Source organism: Bacteroides sp. AF32-8BH, assembly GCF_003435205.1.
In the GTDB taxonomy this organism is placed as follows: domain Bacteria; phylum Bacteroidota; class Bacteroidia; order Bacteroidales; family Bacteroidaceae; genus Bacteroides; species Bacteroides ovatus.
This window is the reverse complement of the sequence record NZ_QVLZ01000030.1, coordinates 64,569-81,593: the sequence shown is the minus strand read 5'-3', so window position 1 is coordinate 81,593 and position 17,025 is coordinate 64,569. Positions and strand designations below refer to the sequence as shown.

Genomic DNA, 17,025 nt, shown 5'->3' with positions numbered 1-17,025 from the left:
TTTACACTCGGATATTTCTGATTAGTTTTGGTTGTTCTATGGTTATAAATACAGATAGATACGTTATTGGTTTCGCGGTATTGATAAGCATAATACATTATCATTAGGGAAGCAAAACATAAAAAAGGCCGAGGGCAAACTTTTAAAATCTGAAGAAGGTGCAACAGAACTTGTTGTATTTGAGAATCAAGGATATGACAACTTAAAACACCGTCGTGCTGTATTTTATGTAAATAAAGAATTTTTCGTACTGGTAGACGAAGGTATTGGAAGTGCTGAAGGTACTGTAAATCTAAGCTTTAATCTTTGCGAAGGTAGTAGTACGGAAGTAGTTATGGACAAAGAAAAAAACGGTGTTCATACAGCATTTAGCAATGACAATAATATCATTGTACGCACTTTTGCCAATAAGGAGATAACCTGTTCACCTTTTACAGGACGCATAGCATATCTTGTTGATGGTAACTATAATGACCGGCAATCATATACTATAGATATGAATAAAGAATCTAATGAAACAGCACGTTATATCACAGTTATCATACCAGTTAAAAAAAGCACTGATATAAATAACATATCTGCTCATTTCACAGATAACGGATATAGTGAAAATAGCGTATCTATAGAAGTAAACGTAGGAGGAACTATATACCCATTATCATATACCTTATAAACTAATAACTCTTAAAATATGAGATCTAAATTACTAAACATTACTTCAAGATTACTAGGAACACTCATAGTAATCATATTGACAGTAGTCAATAGTTCTTGTACTGATACGGAAACCACTGACTCCACGAAGTTTACTATTTACTACACAGGTATGACTGATATCGGACCTTCCATGACAGGAGTTATCAGTAGTCCGACTTACAAAGGTAGTACTCCATACGATTTTACTATTACCAAAATAACACTCGATGGAGAAGCCTTTTCTGACAATATCTTTACCATTGATTCAGAAACAGGAAAAATCACGTTAAATAGCACAGGCAATACTCCAGTAGGCTTGTACAAGTTATCTATCTCTTGCTATTCTAATGGTAACAGATACGAATATGCAGATATTGTAGAAATCAACATGATGAAACCTGTACCAGATGGTATCAAAGCCATTCCTGAAAAACTTCAGGTAGAATATGCAGATATTATTGATACAGAAAGCAGTCAAGAATTACCGACCTCACAAATAACAACGGAAGGTAATCATATTTCCATTACCAACTACACAATTGCTTCCGTTGTATGGAATGAAACTATAATAGAAGACACAGACACTTATTTTACAGTTTCGGAAACCGGTGAAATATCAATAATCAAAGGTAACCAGAATATCCAACCTGGCAAATACATCTTATCATTTAAGTTAACAACTGCAGCGACTGGAGAAGATCCTGAAATGGGTATTTTTGAAAATGCATTGGAAATTAATGTCACTTCTAGACCTCTGTCTCTAACATATACTCCCAATGAAGGTAAAATAGAAGAAGAGGGAGAACTTAGTCCGGAAACAACTTTCCAAAGCAACCCACCAGTGCTGAAGGGTTCTACAGAAGGGTTGGCTTACAGCATCGGTTCAATAAGCCCAAGTACAGACAAAATTACTATAGATCCAACAACTGGAGTATTGTCTGTGGCTGCACATCATGGTTTCAAAGATGGAGAAAAATACGAAATCAGTGTCAAAGTTATAAACGAATTCTCGACAGAAGGGGTTGTATTTGAAAATGTATTCACATTAAATGCAGTTGAATTTATAGAGCCGATAGCCAATTTCGGATATACTAATGTAGAAGAAGTCCAAGCTGTAGAAATTGATATTCAGAAGAATGACAACTTTAAAGGTGATGAAGTGAAATATGAGTTCGTAGACCTCGCAACTGAACTTCAAGGACAATTAAATCTTGATCTGGATGGCAACATCACTATTAAGAAAGGTAATACTATTCCTGTCGGACAGTATACTATTCAAGTGATGGCAACAAATACCAAAGGTTCAGAAACTGCGACATTTACATTGAAGATTATAGAAAATCCGAATTATTTCACCTTCTTCCGTTATGGAAACAATCTAAACTTACAGCCAATAGAGAACTACGCTGATCAATTTAGAATTGCAGCTGGTGCTAAACTCAACACAGTCAAACCTACGCCAATTTCAACAGATGCGCCAGGTGGATTGGAATCATTGAAATGGGAGGTTGAATTGAAACATAACCCCAAAAATACAAATGCTACTATTGATGCCACTACCGGACAAATCACTATCACAGGTTTAAAAGCCGGACAATGTGGTATGGTTATGGTTACAGCTACAGCTGGAGAGGGAAAAACTGCAGTTTCTGTGAGTCAACCAGTATTCTTCCATTTCTCTATTGTATCAGATAATAATGTACAACTGGAATATACTCCATTTGTCTTCCAAGTTAATCCGATGAAAGGTGGTATATCTGAAGCTCCAAATTTAGGAACCGGTGTAGACAAATCAACATTCAGATTAGACTATAGACGTGATTTCTTCTACTATAACATAGCAGGTCCCGATTCACATATAAGTGGTCAATTAGAACAAGGTGTTGACAATTTCTTATCTACCTTATGGAGTTCATATAGCATATCTGCAGGTGTATCCAGACAGCCAGTCTCATATTTCGATAATATAACAGATTTGAGTAAACCTCTAGGATACATAGATCAAACCGACTTCAAGGTACATATTAATCCTAATATGTGGCGCACAAAAGATGGCAATGCTAATGGAGCAATGATTGGTCAAATGACTTACAGCGTCAAAGGAGAAGATCCTCAAGGAGCTGCTAGTGGAGCACGTGTTTCTCCTATGTTTATCTGGTTTGATACTAAATTCTAATAAATACATACAAAAATACTCGTTATGTACAATATAAATTTTATAAAATCAATTAGCGTAAGAGGGTGGTTCACCCTCTTGACACTGATCCTAACGATCAACCTATATGCGCAGAATACCACTTTAAAAGGTGTTATTGTAGACGAAACAGATACTCCTCTCATCGGAGCTACTGTACAAGTAAAAGGAACTTCAACAGGAAGTATAACTGATTTTGATGGTAATTATACAATTAAAGCCAATAAAGGTGCTGTTATTACATTCTCATATATTGGATACAAAACACAGGAAATTAAATTTACCGGTCAACCTACCGTCAACATTAAAATGGTTCCTGACAACCAAACTCTAGATGAAGTAGTTGTAGTTGGCTATGGCACAATGAAACGCAGCGACTTAACTGGTTCCGTAGCTTCTATAGCAGCCAAAGATGTAGAAGGATTTAAAACCAGTTCAGTGGCAGGCGCATTAGGAGGACAAATCGCAGGTGTGCAAATCACATCAACAGATGGTACTCCAGGTGCAGGTTTCAGTATTAATATCCGTGGTGTCGGAACTCTGACGGGAGATTCCTCTCCACTTTATATTGTCGATGGTTTTGAAGTAGATGACATTGACTATCTGTCTAATTCTGACATTGAATCTATTGAGATTCTGAAAGATGCATCTTCTTCAGCTATTTATGGTGCACGTGCAGCAAATGGAGTCGTATTGATTAGCACTAAATCTGGAAAAATAGGGAAACCTATTATTAACTATAATGGTTCAGCTAGTTATCGTAAAATATCAAAGAAATTAGATGTCCTGTCTCCATATGAATTCGTTAAATTACAAGGAGAAGTAAACTCTAAATACTCAGACAGTTACTTTAAAACAGGAAATGATGATAATGGAAACCCTTATCGTTATCAATCTCTGGATGACTATATTGGTGTAAGCGGTGTAAACTGGCAAGATGAAACATTCAATCCAACGTGGTCACAAGATCATAGTTTATCAATCATGGGAGGTACGGAAGATACTAAATATAATGCATCATTCTCACGCTATATTGAAAATGGTATTTTCAAAAATAGTGGTTTTAATAAAACAACAGGTAAATTCCGTCTTGATCAGAAATTAAGTAAAAGTCTTTCTTTTAATTTTACTGTCAACTATGCATTAACAAACCGTGAAGGTGTAGGTACATCCGGTGATTCTGGACGCTTCAATATGCTTGCACAAATTTTAAGTGCCCGTCCCACCGGTGGACTAAAACTGACAGATGAAGAACTCCTTGCTTCAGTCATTGACCCTGAAATGCTCGAATCTGGTGAAAGTTTAGCTCAAGTGAACCCGGTTAAGCAAACCGAGTCAGTAACAAATAACAAACGTGCAGAAATGTGGTCCGGAAATGCTTCGGCAACATGGCAAATTATTAAAGGACTGACATTCAAGACCTCAGGGACCTACAATACAACCAACAATCGTACAGATATATTCTACAAAGATGGTTCAAAAGAAGCATACCGTAACGGTCAAAAACCTTATGGACGCACCCAAATGGGACGTGATGTACGATGGACAAACTCCAACAACCTTACTTGGAAACAGAAGGTGAAAAAGCACAACTATGACATTATGTTAGGTCATGAAGTTTCTTTTAAAAGCACAGAATATTTACTAGGTGAAGCTATGGATTTCCCTTTTGATAATTTAGGCAATGACTATCTGGGACTGGGAGCTACTCCGAGTAGAGTTGAAAGTAGTTACAGCGAAAAAACGCTTCTATCATTCTTTGCACGTGGAAACTACAACTATGATAATCGGTATTTATTTACAGCTACAGTACGTGCCGATGGTTCAACTGTATTCTCTAATAAAAATAAGTGGGGATTCTTCCCCTCATTTTCAGCCGCATGGCGTGTTTCGGAAGAAGCTTTCATGAAAGATGTTGAATGGGTATCTAATTTTAAAGTCCGTCTAGGTTGGGGTATCGTAGGAAATGACCGTATTTCCAATTATCTTTCCATGGATTTATATGAAGCAAACAAATATGGGATTGGCAACAACACTGTTACTGTCCTAACTCCCAAACAATTGAAAAATGCTAATTTAAAATGGGAAGGCGCAAGCAGTGTTAACTTAGGAGTCGATTTAGGATTCTTTGACAACAGATTAAATGTTACAGCTGATTTCTTTATCAAAGATACAAAAGATCTATTATTAGCACAGTCATTAGCACATGTTACTGGATTCGATTCACAAATGCAGAATATTGGTAAAATTCAGAATAAAGGAATTGAGCTAAGTTTTAACTCTACTAATATTCAGACACGTAACTTTACTTGGCAGACCAACTTCAACATTTCATTTATCAAAAATACGTTGAAGGGCTTAGCTTCAGGAGTAGAGTCGATGTATGCACGTTCTGGATTCGACAGTAACTTTACTGCATATGACTATATTGCCACAGTCGGACAGTCACTTGGTCTTATTTACGGATATGAATTTGACGGTATTTATCAAAGTTCTGATTTTTATACAACTCCTGACAATCAGTTGATTCTAAAAGAAGGAATCACGAATAATGCACGATATGGTACTGTTAAGCCAGGTGTTGTGAAATATAAAGATCAGGATGGCGACGGCATTATTACTACTAATGACCGTACCGTTATTGGTAATGCTATGCCCAAATGGTATGGTGGTATTACAAATACATTTAATTATAAAGGTATAGACTTCAGTTTCATGTTCCAGTTCAATTATGGAAATGACATATATAATGCTACCCGTTTGTATGCTACACAGTCTAGAAGTGGTCGTAGAAATATGTTGGCTGAAGTTGCTGATCGTTGGAGTCCGACAAATGCATCAAATAAAGTTCCTTCACAGGATGGATATATTGTTAATGATGTATATTCCCGCTTTATAGAAGATGGCTCATTCCTACGTTTAAAAAATATAACTTTAGGATATACACTGCCACACAAATGGACTCGTAAATTCCATGCATCTAAGCTTCGCATATATGCAACAGGTCAAAATTTGTTCTGCATAAGCGGATACAGCGGTTATGATCCGGAAGTTAATAGTGCAAGCAGCAATCCTATGACTCCAGGACTAGACTGGGGTGCCTACCCGAAGAGTAGAGTATTTACATTTGGTATTGATCTTCAATTCTAATCCACAAAAAATATAATATGAAAAAGATAATATACTATATAGCCATATCAGTAATGTGTTTACTTCCTTTTTCTTGTTCATTGGAGGAAGAAACCAGAACTGAAGTAGAGAAAAAAAATTATATGAACAATGCGGATGAAGCAAAGGATGTATTACTTGGCGTATACCGTACAACTATTGAGGATGCTATGTATGGTTATCATTTATCCATACTATTCAATTTAGGAACAGACATCTCACAGGTAGAAGGAAGTGGAAATGAGAACTTCCGTATAATTCCTACAAACTCATTCCCTACAACACAGTCAGAAGTACAGCAAACATGGGCTGCACTTTATGCAGGTATTTACAGGGCTAATGATTTTTTAGAACGTATTTCTAACAAAATTGAATCCTATACTAGCACTGATAAGAAACTGGGCACCATATATATTGCAGAGGCCAGGGCATTAAGAGCTATGTTTTATTTTGAGTTAGTAAGACGATTTGGGAATGTAGTTTTGATGACCAGTACAGAAATGTCTAATCAGGATCCAGCAACATATGTACAATCAGCTCCAGAAAAAGTATATGAGTACATTGAAGATGATTTGTTATATGCATCTGATATATTACCATATGCAGTCGATGACCAATATCGTGAAAGTAATGAATACCGTTTTTCAAAAGGAGCAGCACTAGGATTACTTACTAAAGTCTATGCAACTTGGGCAGGAGCTCCTGTGAAAGATACATCCAAATGGGAAGCCGCAGCCAAAACTGCACGTATCCTAATCGAATCAGGAAAGCATGGACTACTAACAGATTATGAGCAATTATGGAAAAATACTTGTAATGGGGTTTGGGATCCTACTGAAAGCTTAATTGAAATTTCGTTTTACTCACCAACCGTATCTGGTAATAGTGATCCAGTAGGGCGTATCGGTAAATGGAATGGGGTAAAAACTACTGCAATTGCTGGTGTTCGTGGAAGTTGTGCTGCTAACGTAAAGGTAGTTCATACATTTGTACTTGACTGGAGAGAGAATGCAGCTGATATTCGTCGTGATTTGTCCGTAGCCAACTACCAATATACTGACACAAAGAAAACTCTTTGGGCAGCCAGTGCTAGTGACACAGAAGAAAGTGCAGCTGCAAAAGACGCAGATCCGACAAAAGCACAAAAAAATAAACAGAATTATACCCCAGCTAAATGGGATATTGAGAAATATGTAACAACCAACAGTTTCATTAACAATGATAAATCAAATGTAAATTGGTACTTCTTACGGTATGCTGATGTATTGTTGCTATATGCTGAAGCATTGAATGAATGGAAACATGGTCCTACAACCGATGCATACAATGCTATTAATGCAGTACGTCGTCGTGGTTATGGTAACCCGGGCAATACAAGTACATGTGATTTAACAGAAGGGCTTGATGAAAAAGGATTCCGTGAAGCAGTTCGTAAAGAACGTAGTTATGAATTATCATTCGAAGGTCATCGACGTATGGACTTAGTTCGTTGGGGCATTTATTATAATACCATACAAGAAACTGCGAAAGAATTAGGTTATTGGTGGGAAAGTGCTGGCTCTCCTAATTATTCTGTGGCAACATATACAATTAATGGTAAACATGAGTTATTCCCTATTCCACAACGAGATATGGACTTATGTATTTTATTCAATCAAAATCCTAAGTGGTAATTTAAATAAAATCTTCTCCAATATGCCTTAGATAGGGCATATTGGAGAAAATTAAAACCATTTTCAACAAAATCAAAACTTGAAAAGCAAGGTTCAAACACCTTTTAGACAATCCTGCAACGGAAAGTTTAGTCTTTCGCATACTTTTGCATCAGTACAAAACTTCTAAAAACAATTACTTAAAATGAATAACATGAAAAAGAAACTTGTTCTCTTTGCTTCGGTTAGTATTGCACTTGCGGCGTGCCAGATAACCCCAAAGGAAGACTACAGTTGGATAAAAAAAGGACTGGATGTAGCTTCTGCCCAATTACAACTTTCTGCTGAAGAAGTTAGTGGTACAGGGATGTTGCCACGCTCCATCCGTACCGGCTATGACATGGATTTCCTTTGCCGTCAGTTGGAAAGAGATTCATTAACATTTAAAGATTCCCTACGTGCACAACCTACTGCCGAGCAATTAGGCAAACGTCGGCTCTGTAACGTTTATGACTGGACAAGCGGTTTCTTCCCCGGTTCATTATGGTATGCATACGAACTGACAGGAAACGATACACTGAAAACTCAAGCAATCGAATATACCAATCTTCTGAATCCGGTACGCTATTATAAAGGTACACATGATTTGGGATTTATGGTCAACTGTAGCTACGGCAATGCAGAACGTCTCTCACCTAACGATACCATCGCTGCTGTGATGAGAGAAACTGCCGATAACCTCTGCGGTCGTTTCAATGATTCTATCGGTGCTATCCGTTCATGGGATTTCGGAACATGGAACTTCCCGGTTATTATCGACAATATGATGAACCTCGATCTTCTGTTCAATGTAGCAAAGGCGACAGGTGACAATAGATATAAAGACATCGCTATCAAGCATGCCATGACAACCATGCATAATCACTTCCGCCCGGATTATACTTGCTGGCATGTAGTAAGCTATAACAGCGATGGTACAGTAGAACGAAAACAAACCCACCAAGGCAAGAACGATGATTCTTCATGGGCACGCGGACAGGCATGGGCTGTATACGGATACACCGCTTGTTTCCGCGAAACAAATGATAGTATCTTCCTGAACTTTGCAAAGGACATAGCCGATATGATTATGGATCGCGTAAAAACAGACGACGCTATTCCTTATTGGGATTATGATGCTCCTGTAACCAAAGAAACTCCACGTGATGTATCTGCTGCTGCTGTCACTGCTTCTGCAATGATCGAACTAAGCACAATGGTTCCCGATGGACAGAAATATCTGGATTATGCGGAAAAGATTCTGAAGAATCTGTCAAGTGATGCATATCTCGCAAAAGTGGGTGACAATCAAGGATTCATTTTGATGCACTCCGTAGGTTCACTACCCAATGGTTCTGAAATCGACACTCCACTGAACTATGCTGACTACTATTATCTGGAAGCATTAAAGAGATTCATGGATCTGAAAGGTATCAACTACAAAGATATCTAATACATAAAATTATAACACCTATTATATCATGAATAAAACTTTAAAGTACATCATTTTGCTTGCAATCGCATGTTTCGTAAGCAAGGGTTACGCCCAAGAACTGAAAAGTGAAGTCTTTTCTCTCCTTAACCTAGACTATCCGGGACTGGAGAAAGTAAAAGCTTTGCATCAGGAGGGTAAAGATGAGGATGCTGCCAAAGCATTACTGGACTATTACCGTGCACGTACCAACGTAAAAACTCCGGATATTAATCTGAACAAAGTGACCATCAGCAAAGAAGAACAGCAATGGGCAGATGATGGATTGAAACATACATTCTTCGTACATAAAGGTTATCAACCTTCTTACAATTATGGAGAAGATATCAACTGGCAATACTGGCCGGTGAAAGATAATGAGCTGCGCTGGCAGTTGCATCGTCACAAATGGTTCACTCCGATGGGAAAAGCTTACCGCACATCCGGTGATGAAAAATATGCTAAAGAATGGGCACACCAGTATATCGATTGGATTAAAAAGAATCCGTTGGTGAAGATGGACAAGAAAGAATATGAGCTGGTAAGTGATGGAAAAATCAAAGGTGAAGTAGAAAACGTACGTTTTGCATGGCGTCCTCTGGAAGTGAGTAATCGTCTGCAAGACCAGACCTCACAGTTCCAGTTATTCCTTCCCTCCCCTTCTTTCACTCCGGACTTCCTGACAGAATTCCTGGTGAACTATTACAAACATGCTGTACATATCCTTGCTAATTACTCGGATCAAGGCAACCATTTACTGTTTGAAGCTCAACGCATGATTTATGCAGGTGCCTTTTTCCCTGAATTCAAAGATGCTCCGGCTTGGAGAAAAAGTGGTATCGACATTCTGAACCGTGAAATTCACGTACAGGTATACGAAGATGGCGGACAGTTCGAACTTGATCCACATTATCATCTGGCAGCTATTAACATTTTCTGTAAAGCTTTAGGTATCGCAGATGCCAACGGATTCCGTAAAGAATTCCCTCAAGATTATTTGGATACCATTGAAAACATGATTATGTTCTATGCAAACATTTCTTTCCCTGATTACACCAATCCATGTTTCAGCGACGCCAAGTTGACAACAAAGAAAGAAATGGTGAAAAACTACAAGTCATGGAGCAAACTGTTCCCGAAGAACCAGGCAATCAAATACTTTGCTACAGAAGGAAAAGAAGGTGCATTGCCGGATTATATGTCCAAAGGTTTCCTGAAATCAGGCTTCTTTGTATTCCGTAATTCATGGGGAATGGATGCTACCCAAATGGTAGTAAAGGCAGGTCCGAAAGCTTTTTGGCACTGTCAGCCGGATAATGGTACATTTGAACTTTGGTTCAACGGCAAGAATTTGTTCCCGGATTCAGGTTCGTATGTATACGCCGGTGAAGGCGAAGTAATGGAACAACGCAACTGGCACCGTCAGACTTGTGTTCACAACACAGTAACCTTGGACAACAAAAATCTCGAGACAACAGAATCTGTTACAAAGTTATGGCAACCGGAAGGTGCTATCCAGACTTTAGTGACTGAAAATCCGAGTTACAAGAATCTGAAACACCGTCGTTCTGTTTTCTTCGTTGATAACACTTACTTTGTCATTGTAGATGAAATGGCAGGTAGCGGTAAAGGTTCTATCAATCTTCACTATCAGATGCCGAAAGGAGAAATTGCCAACAGCCGCGAAGACATGACGTTCCTGACACAGTTTGAGGATGGAAGCAATATGAAACTGCAATGCTTTGGCCCTGCTGGCATGAGTATGAAGAAAGAACCAGGATGGTGTTCAACAGCTTATCGCAAACGCTACAAACGTATGAATGTATCGTTCAACGTGAGAAAAGACGGCGAAGAAGCTGTACGTTACATCACTGTTATCTACCCGGTTAAGAAAAGCGCAGATGCCCCTAAATTTGACGCTAAATTCAAGAACAAAGCGTTCGATGAAAACGGTCTGGAAGTAGAAGTGAAAGTAAACGGAAAGAAACAGTCATTAAAATACAAACTATAAAAAGCCTCAAAGCCTCTCCCTGCCCCTTTTCTTAGGAGAGGCTTCTTATCATTATGGAAAACTATTACACCTCCTCTACCCTACTCCTCCCATTGGCAGCACTAAGTCTCGTTTCTTGCAGCAGCCAAAAGAAAGAAGAAGTCAGACAGCCGAACATTATCTTCATGATGACGGATGATCACACCACTCAAGCGATGTCCTGTTATGGAGGAAATTTGATTCAAACTCCTAATATGGACCGGATTGCCAATGAAGGTATTCGCTTTGATAATTGTTACGCTGTCAATGCTCTTTCGGGACCTTCGCGCGCTTGCATCCTCACCGGCAAGTTCAGTCACGAAAATGGTTTTACCGATAATGCAAGTACATTCAACGGCGATCAGCAGACATTCCCCAAACTTCTTCAGCAAGCCGGATACCAGACTGCCATGATTGGCAAATGGCATCTCATCAGCGAACCGCAAGGTTTCGACCATTGGAGTATCCTTAGCGGCCAACATGAGCAAGGTGACTATTACGATCCTGATTTCTGGGAAGACGGAAAACATATCGTAGAAAAAGGATATGCTACGGATATTATTACCGACAAAGCAATTAAATTCCTTGAAGGACGGGACAAGAACAAACCGTTCTGCATGATGTATCACCAGAAAGCCCCACACCGTAACTGGATGCCCGCTCCCCGTCATTTAGGCATATTCAATAATACAACTTTCCCGGAACCGGCTAATCTGTTCGACGACTACGAAGGTCGTGGAAGAGCTGCTCGCGAGCAGGATATGTCTATCGAGCACACGTTGACAAACGACTGGGATCTCAAATTGATGACTCGTGAAGAGATGCTGAAAGATACAACCAACCGTCTTTATAGTGTATATAAACGTATGCCTATTGAAGTTCAGGATAAATGGGATTCTGTATACGCCGGGCGCATTGCCGAATACCGCAAAGGTGACTTGAAAGGCAAATCTTTAATCAGCTGGAAATATCAACAATATATGCGCGATTATCTGGCTACGGTTCTGGCAGTAGACGAAAATATCGGCCGACTACTGAATTATCTCGAAAAGATTGGTGAACTGGACAATACAATCATTGTCTACACCTCCGACCAGGGTTTCTTCCTTGGAGAACATGGCTGGTTTGACAAACGCTTCATGTATGAAGAATGTCAGCGCATGCCTCTTATCATCCGTTACCCGAAAGCAATCAAAGCAGGAAGTACCAGTAATGCAATCAGCATGAATGTAGACTTTGCTCCTACCTTCCTCGACTTTGCCGGAGTAGATATCCCGTCAGATATTCAAGGAGCTTCTTTGAAACCGATATTGGTCAACGAAGGCAAAACCCCGGCCGACTGGCGTAAAGCTGCTTATTACCATTATTACGAGTACCCTGCAGAACACTCTGTAAAACGTCACTATGGTATCCGTACACAAGATTTCAAACTGATTCATTTCTACAACGATATTGACGAATGGGAAATGTATGACATGAAAGCTGATCCGAGAGAGATGAACAACGTCTTCGGCAAACCGGAGTATGCTAAAGTACAAAAAGAGCTGATGGAGCTACTTCAGGACACTCAAAAACAGTACAAAGATACTGACCCGGATGAAAAGGAAAAAGTCCTCTTTAAAGGTGATCGCCGACAAATGCAAAACCGCTAAGAGGAGGACATATAAATAAGAATTAATATGCTTCATTATTAGTTTACCGAATAAATTAGATAAAACCATGGATAGAAGAAAGTTTTTAAAAAACACAGGCTGGTCTTTCCTCGGATTGGCAGCTTCAGACAGTTTGCTGGGTTCTTGCGCAGCTGGAAGCAAAGAAGCAAAAAAGATTATGCCGTCAGCCAGTAACCTCAAAATGTACTGGGGCGACTTACATAACCATTGCAACATCACATACGGACACGGCGACATGCGCGACGCTTTTGAAGCAGCGAAAGGACAATTGGATTTTGTCAGTGTCACTCCTCATGCTATGTGGCCGGATATTCCCGGAGCAGATGATCCCCGCCTGAAATGGGTGATTGATTATCACACAGGAGCTTTCAAACGTTTGCGTGAAGGCGGTTATGAGAAGTACGTAAAAATGACGAATGAATATAATAAAGAAGGTGAGTTCCTTACTTTTGTCGGATACGAGGCCCACAGCATGGAACATGGTGACCATGTTGCATTGAATTATGATCTCGATGCACCGCTTGTGGAATGTACTTCTATCGAAGACTGGAAACAGAAGGCAAAAGGACACAAAGTATTTATTACTCCACATCACATGGGTTACCAGGGCGGCTATCGCGGTTACAACTGGAAATGCTTTACCGAAGGAGATATTACCCCATTCGTAGAAATGTATTCCCGTCATGGTCTGGCAGAAAGCGATCAGGGAGATTATCCTTATCTACACGATATGGGTCCGCGCCAATGGGAAGGAACCATTCAATATGGCCTTGAATTAGGCAACAAATTCGGTATCATGGCTTCTACCGATCAACATTCCGGTTATCCGGGAAGCTATGGCGACGGTCGTATCGGTGTCATGGCTCCGTCATTGACTCGCGACGCTATTTGGGAAGCTCTCCGCACCCGCCATGTATGTGCCGCAACCGGTGATAAAATTATTATCGACTTCCGCCTCAACGACGCTTTCATGGGTGACGTGGTTCGCGGTAACAGCCGCCGTATCTATCTGAACGTTACAGGTGAAAGCTGTATCGACTATGTAGATATTGTCAAGAACGGACAGATTTTAGCTCGCATGAATGGCCCGCTGACTCCGATTGCCCCGGAAGGTGATACGGTACGTTGCAAAGTTAAAGTTGATTTTGGTTGGAATCGTGAAGAGAAATACGTACATTGGCAGGGTAAACTGTCCGTGGACAAAGGACAGATCCATAGTGTAACTCCTTGTTTCCGTGGCGCAGCGTTCACTTCTCCGCAAGAAGGTGAAACTGAATTCCACACGCATGTCAACCGTATCGTATCCGTTGGCAACAAGGAAACCGAACTGGATATGTATAGCAGCAAAAATCCGAATACGACTACAGCAGCCATGCAAGCCGTCATTCTGGATGTGGAAATGCCCAAAGACGGTAAGATCATTGCCGAATTCAATGGCAAGAAGTTTGAACATGCGTTGGGCGAGTTGCTCGAAGGTTCACGTTCACACTTCATGATCGGTTGGTTGAGCGAGGCGATCCTTTTCAATCGTGCTATGCCGGAAAGCTGTTTCACTTTGGAACACTACATGGAAGATAAAGAGCCGCAACGTGATACGGACTACTACTATGTACGCGTTCGCCAACGTGACGGACAATGGGCTTGGAGTTCACCGATTTGGGCAGAAAGAGTGTGATTTTTTTAAGTATTAAGTATTATGATTAAGTATTACTTGGTGATATGGAAAAAGAATACGCTATAGGAATTGACCTTGGCGGAACTTCTGTAAAATACGCCCTAATTGATAATGAAGGCGTATTTTACTTTCAAGGGAAGTTACCGTCGAAAGCCGATGTATCAGCAGAAGCTGTCATCGGACAGTTGGTTACTGCTATCAATGAAGTGAAAGCCTTTGCACAGGAACAAGGCTACAAAATCAATGGTATAGGAATCGGTACACCGGGCATCGTAGATTCTACAAACCGCATAGTTCTGGGAGGTGCGGAAAACATCAACGGTTGGGAAAACATACATCTGGCGGACCGCATTGAAAAGGAAACCGGACTCCCGGCTTTATTAGGAAATGATGCCAATCTGATGGGATTAGGAGAAACAATGTATGGAGCCGGACAGGGAGCCACTCATGTTGTTTTCCTAACAGTAGGAACAGGCATTGGCGGTGCAGTAGTCATCGATGGCAAATTGTTCAACGGTTATGCCAACCGGGGGACAGAACTGGGGCACGTGCCTCTCATTGCCAATGGCGAACCTTGTGCCTGTGGTTCCGTCGGCTGTCTGGAACATTATGCTTCCACTTCTGCCTTGGTACACCGTTTCAGTCAACGGATAATAGACGCAGGTATCTCCTACCCGAATGAGGAGATTAATGGAGAACTGATCGTCCGCCTTTACAAACAAGGAGATAAGATTGCACAACTATCGCTGGAAGAACACTGTGATTTTCTGGGACATGGAATTGCAGGATTCATTAATATCTTCAGCCCTCAAAAGATTGTGATCGGTGGAGGACTTTCCGAAGCCGGAGACTTTTATATTCAGAAAGTAAGCGAAAAAGCCAGCAGTTACGCCATCCCCGACTGTGCCGTGAATACTCAAATCATAGCTGCCGCTCTTGGAAACAAGGCCGGAAGTATTGGAGCCGCTTCACTCTTTTTCAAATGAAAACAAAAATAAATGATAGTTGATAGCTGATAAATGATAGTTAGTAAATGAAAGTTATCTCAACATACAAATACTCAATCATCAATTAATTATCAACTTCCATCTATCAGTTATCATTTATCAACTATCAACTATTTAAGATTATGAGAAAAAATTTAGGGATGCTGGCGCTGATTATGGCGTTCTGGTTTACCATCTCGTTTATCACCAATATTCTAGGCCCACTCATTCCGGATATTATCCACAACTTCAATCTAAGTGACCTGGCAATGGCGGGATTTATCCCGACTTCTTTCTTCCTGGCCTATGCCATCATGTCTATCCCTGCCGGATTGCTCATCGACCGTTTCGGTGAAAAGCCGGTATTATTCGGTGGATTTCTGATGCCGTTCATCGGCACCATCCTATTTGCCTGCATGCACACGTATCCGATGTTATTGGCTTCTTCTTTCATCATCGGACTGGGAATGGCCATGTTACAAACGGTATTGAATCCACTCCAACGTACCGTAGGAGGAGAAGAAAACTATGCATTTATCGCCGAACTGGCACAGTTCATGTTTGGCATTGCTTCTTTCCTAAGTCCTCTGGTATATACTTATCTGATTCGTGAACTTGATCCGGCAACATATACAGCAGGTAAGAGTTTCTTTATCGACCTGTTGGCCGATGTCACTCCACGGGAAATGCCGTGGGTATCTCTTTATTGGGTATTTACAATCCTGCTATTGGTCATGCTGATAGCTGTCGGTGTATCCCGTTTTCCCAAGATCGAGTTGAAAGAAGACGAGAAAAGCGGGTCTAAAGATTCATATCTGGCTTTATTCAAACAGAAATATGTATGGCTGTTTTTCCTGGGAATTTTCTGCTATGTAAGTACGGAACAGGGAACTTCAATCTTCATGAGTACCTTCTTGGAACAATATCATGGAGTTAACCCACAAACAGACGGTGCACAGGCCGTAAGCTATTTCTGGGGATTGATGACAGCCGGTTGTCTGGTAGGTATGATTCTGCTCAAATTAATTGACAGTAAACGATTGTTGCAAATTTCCGGAATTCTGACGATCATCCTATTATTATCGGCATTATTCGGAAGTAAGGAAGTATCCATGCTTGCTTTCCCTGCTGTTGGATTCAGCATCTCCATGATGTATTCCATCGTATTCTCATTGGCGCTGAACTCTGCGTCACAGCACCACGGTTCATTCGCAGGTATACTATGCTCGGCAATTGTAGGTGGTGCCGGTGGTCCGATGATTGTAAGTACACTGGCAGATGCAACATCACTCCGTACGGGTATGCTCTTTATCCTTGTTTTTGTAGGATATATCACCTTTATCGGTTTCTGGGCATGTCCACTGATTAATAACAAGACTGTTCGTCTGAAAGATTTGTTCAAACAACGCTGAATAACAAAGCGATGAATAATAAAAGCAAAG

Annotated in this window: 10 protein-coding genes; all 10 read left to right on the top strand. The window is 40.4% G+C overall.

Going from position 1 to position 17,025, the window contains the following annotated elements; genetic code table 11:
• The first annotated feature begins 58 nt into the window (after window positions 1-58).
• The 10 genes from DWZ47_RS20225 (at window position 59) to DWZ47_RS20180 (ending at window position 16,995) form a co-directional block, all read left to right on the top strand.
• Entirely contained in the window at window positions 59-673 is a 615-nt protein-coding gene (locus DWZ47_RS20225) for a heparinase II/III family protein (RefSeq protein WP_255421429.1), read from the top strand.
• A gap of 18 nt (window positions 674-691) precedes the next feature.
• A complete protein-coding gene (locus DWZ47_RS20220) occupies window positions 692-2,872 on the top strand; it encodes a surface glycan-binding family protein (RefSeq protein ID WP_117514420.1) in 2,181 nt (726 codons plus the stop codon).
• Window positions 2,873-2,896: 24 nt separating this feature from the next.
• Window positions 2,897-6,040: a SusC/RagA family TonB-linked outer membrane protein gene (locus DWZ47_RS20215; RefSeq protein ID WP_117514418.1), complete on the top strand. Its 3,144-nt coding sequence runs from the start codon at window positions 2,897-2,899 to the stop codon at window positions 6,038-6,040.
• A gap of 17 nt (window positions 6,041-6,057) precedes the next feature.
• Window positions 6,058-7,731, top strand: coding sequence for a RagB/SusD family nutrient uptake outer membrane protein (locus DWZ47_RS20210; RefSeq protein WP_004305726.1), 1,674 nt, complete (start codon window positions 6,058-6,060; stop codon window positions 7,729-7,731).
• A 184-nt stretch (window positions 7,732-7,915) separates the two neighbouring features.
• The gene (locus tag DWZ47_RS20205) at window positions 7,916-9,202 is read left to right on the top strand and encodes a DUF4995 domain-containing protein (protein ID WP_099146283.1); all 1,287 of its coding nucleotides are present in this window, start codon (window positions 7,916-7,918) and stop codon (window positions 9,200-9,202) included.
• Between the two features lie 28 nt (window positions 9,203-9,230).
• Complete coding sequence (hepC, locus tag DWZ47_RS20200) at window positions 9,231-11,231, top strand: heparin-sulfate lyase HepC (protein ID WP_117514416.1); 2,001 nt, start codon at window positions 9,231-9,233, stop codon at window positions 11,229-11,231.
• 53 nt (window positions 11,232-11,284) lie between these two features.
• Window positions 11,285-12,901, top strand: a complete 1,617-nt coding sequence (locus DWZ47_RS20195) for a sulfatase (protein WP_008651375.1) — start codon at window positions 11,285-11,287, stop codon at window positions 12,899-12,901.
• Between the two features lie 67 nt (window positions 12,902-12,968).
• Window positions 12,969-14,597: a Tat pathway signal sequence gene (locus DWZ47_RS20190; RefSeq protein WP_182281632.1), complete on the top strand. Its 1,629-nt coding sequence runs from the start codon at window positions 12,969-12,971 to the stop codon at window positions 14,595-14,597.
• A 44-nt stretch (window positions 14,598-14,641) separates the two neighbouring features.
• Window positions 14,642-15,583 carry an ROK family protein gene (locus DWZ47_RS20185; protein WP_117514412.1) on the top strand — a complete coding sequence of 314 codons (942 nt, stop codon included), beginning with the start codon at window positions 14,642-14,644 and terminating at the stop codon, window positions 15,581-15,583.
• Between the two features lie 143 nt (window positions 15,584-15,726).
• A complete protein-coding gene (locus DWZ47_RS20180) occupies window positions 15,727-16,995 on the top strand; it encodes a sugar MFS transporter (protein WP_032849332.1) in 1,269 nt (422 codons plus the stop codon).
• The last annotated feature ends 30 nt before the right edge of the window (window positions 16,996-17,025 follow it).

What these genes read in the sequence shown, in the direction of transcription:
- DWZ47_RS20220 (WP_117514420.1), top strand. Translation starts at nt 692, where the DNA reads ATGAGATCTAAATTACTAAACATTACTTCAAGATTACTAGGAACACTC.
- DWZ47_RS20215 (WP_117514418.1), top strand. Translation starts at nt 2,897, where the DNA reads ATGTACAATATAAATTTTATAAAATCAATTAGCGTAAGAGGGTGGTTC.
- DWZ47_RS20210 (WP_004305726.1), top strand. Translation starts at nt 6,058, where the DNA reads ATGAAAAAGATAATATACTATATAGCCATATCAGTAATGTGTTTACTT.
- DWZ47_RS20205 (WP_099146283.1), top strand. Translation starts at nt 7,916, where the DNA reads ATGAATAACATGAAAAAGAAACTTGTTCTCTTTGCTTCGGTTAGTATT.
- hepC (WP_117514416.1), top strand. Translation starts at nt 9,231, where the DNA reads ATGAATAAAACTTTAAAGTACATCATTTTGCTTGCAATCGCATGTTTC.
- DWZ47_RS20195 (WP_008651375.1), top strand. Translation starts at nt 11,285, where the DNA reads ATGGAAAACTATTACACCTCCTCTACCCTACTCCTCCCATTGGCAGCA.
- DWZ47_RS20190 (WP_182281632.1), top strand. Translation starts at nt 12,969, where the DNA reads ATGGATAGAAGAAAGTTTTTAAAAAACACAGGCTGGTCTTTCCTCGGA.
- DWZ47_RS20185 (WP_117514412.1), top strand. Translation starts at nt 14,642, where the DNA reads ATGGAAAAAGAATACGCTATAGGAATTGACCTTGGCGGAACTTCTGTA.
- DWZ47_RS20180 (WP_032849332.1), top strand. Translation starts at nt 15,727, where the DNA reads ATGAGAAAAAATTTAGGGATGCTGGCGCTGATTATGGCGTTCTGGTTT.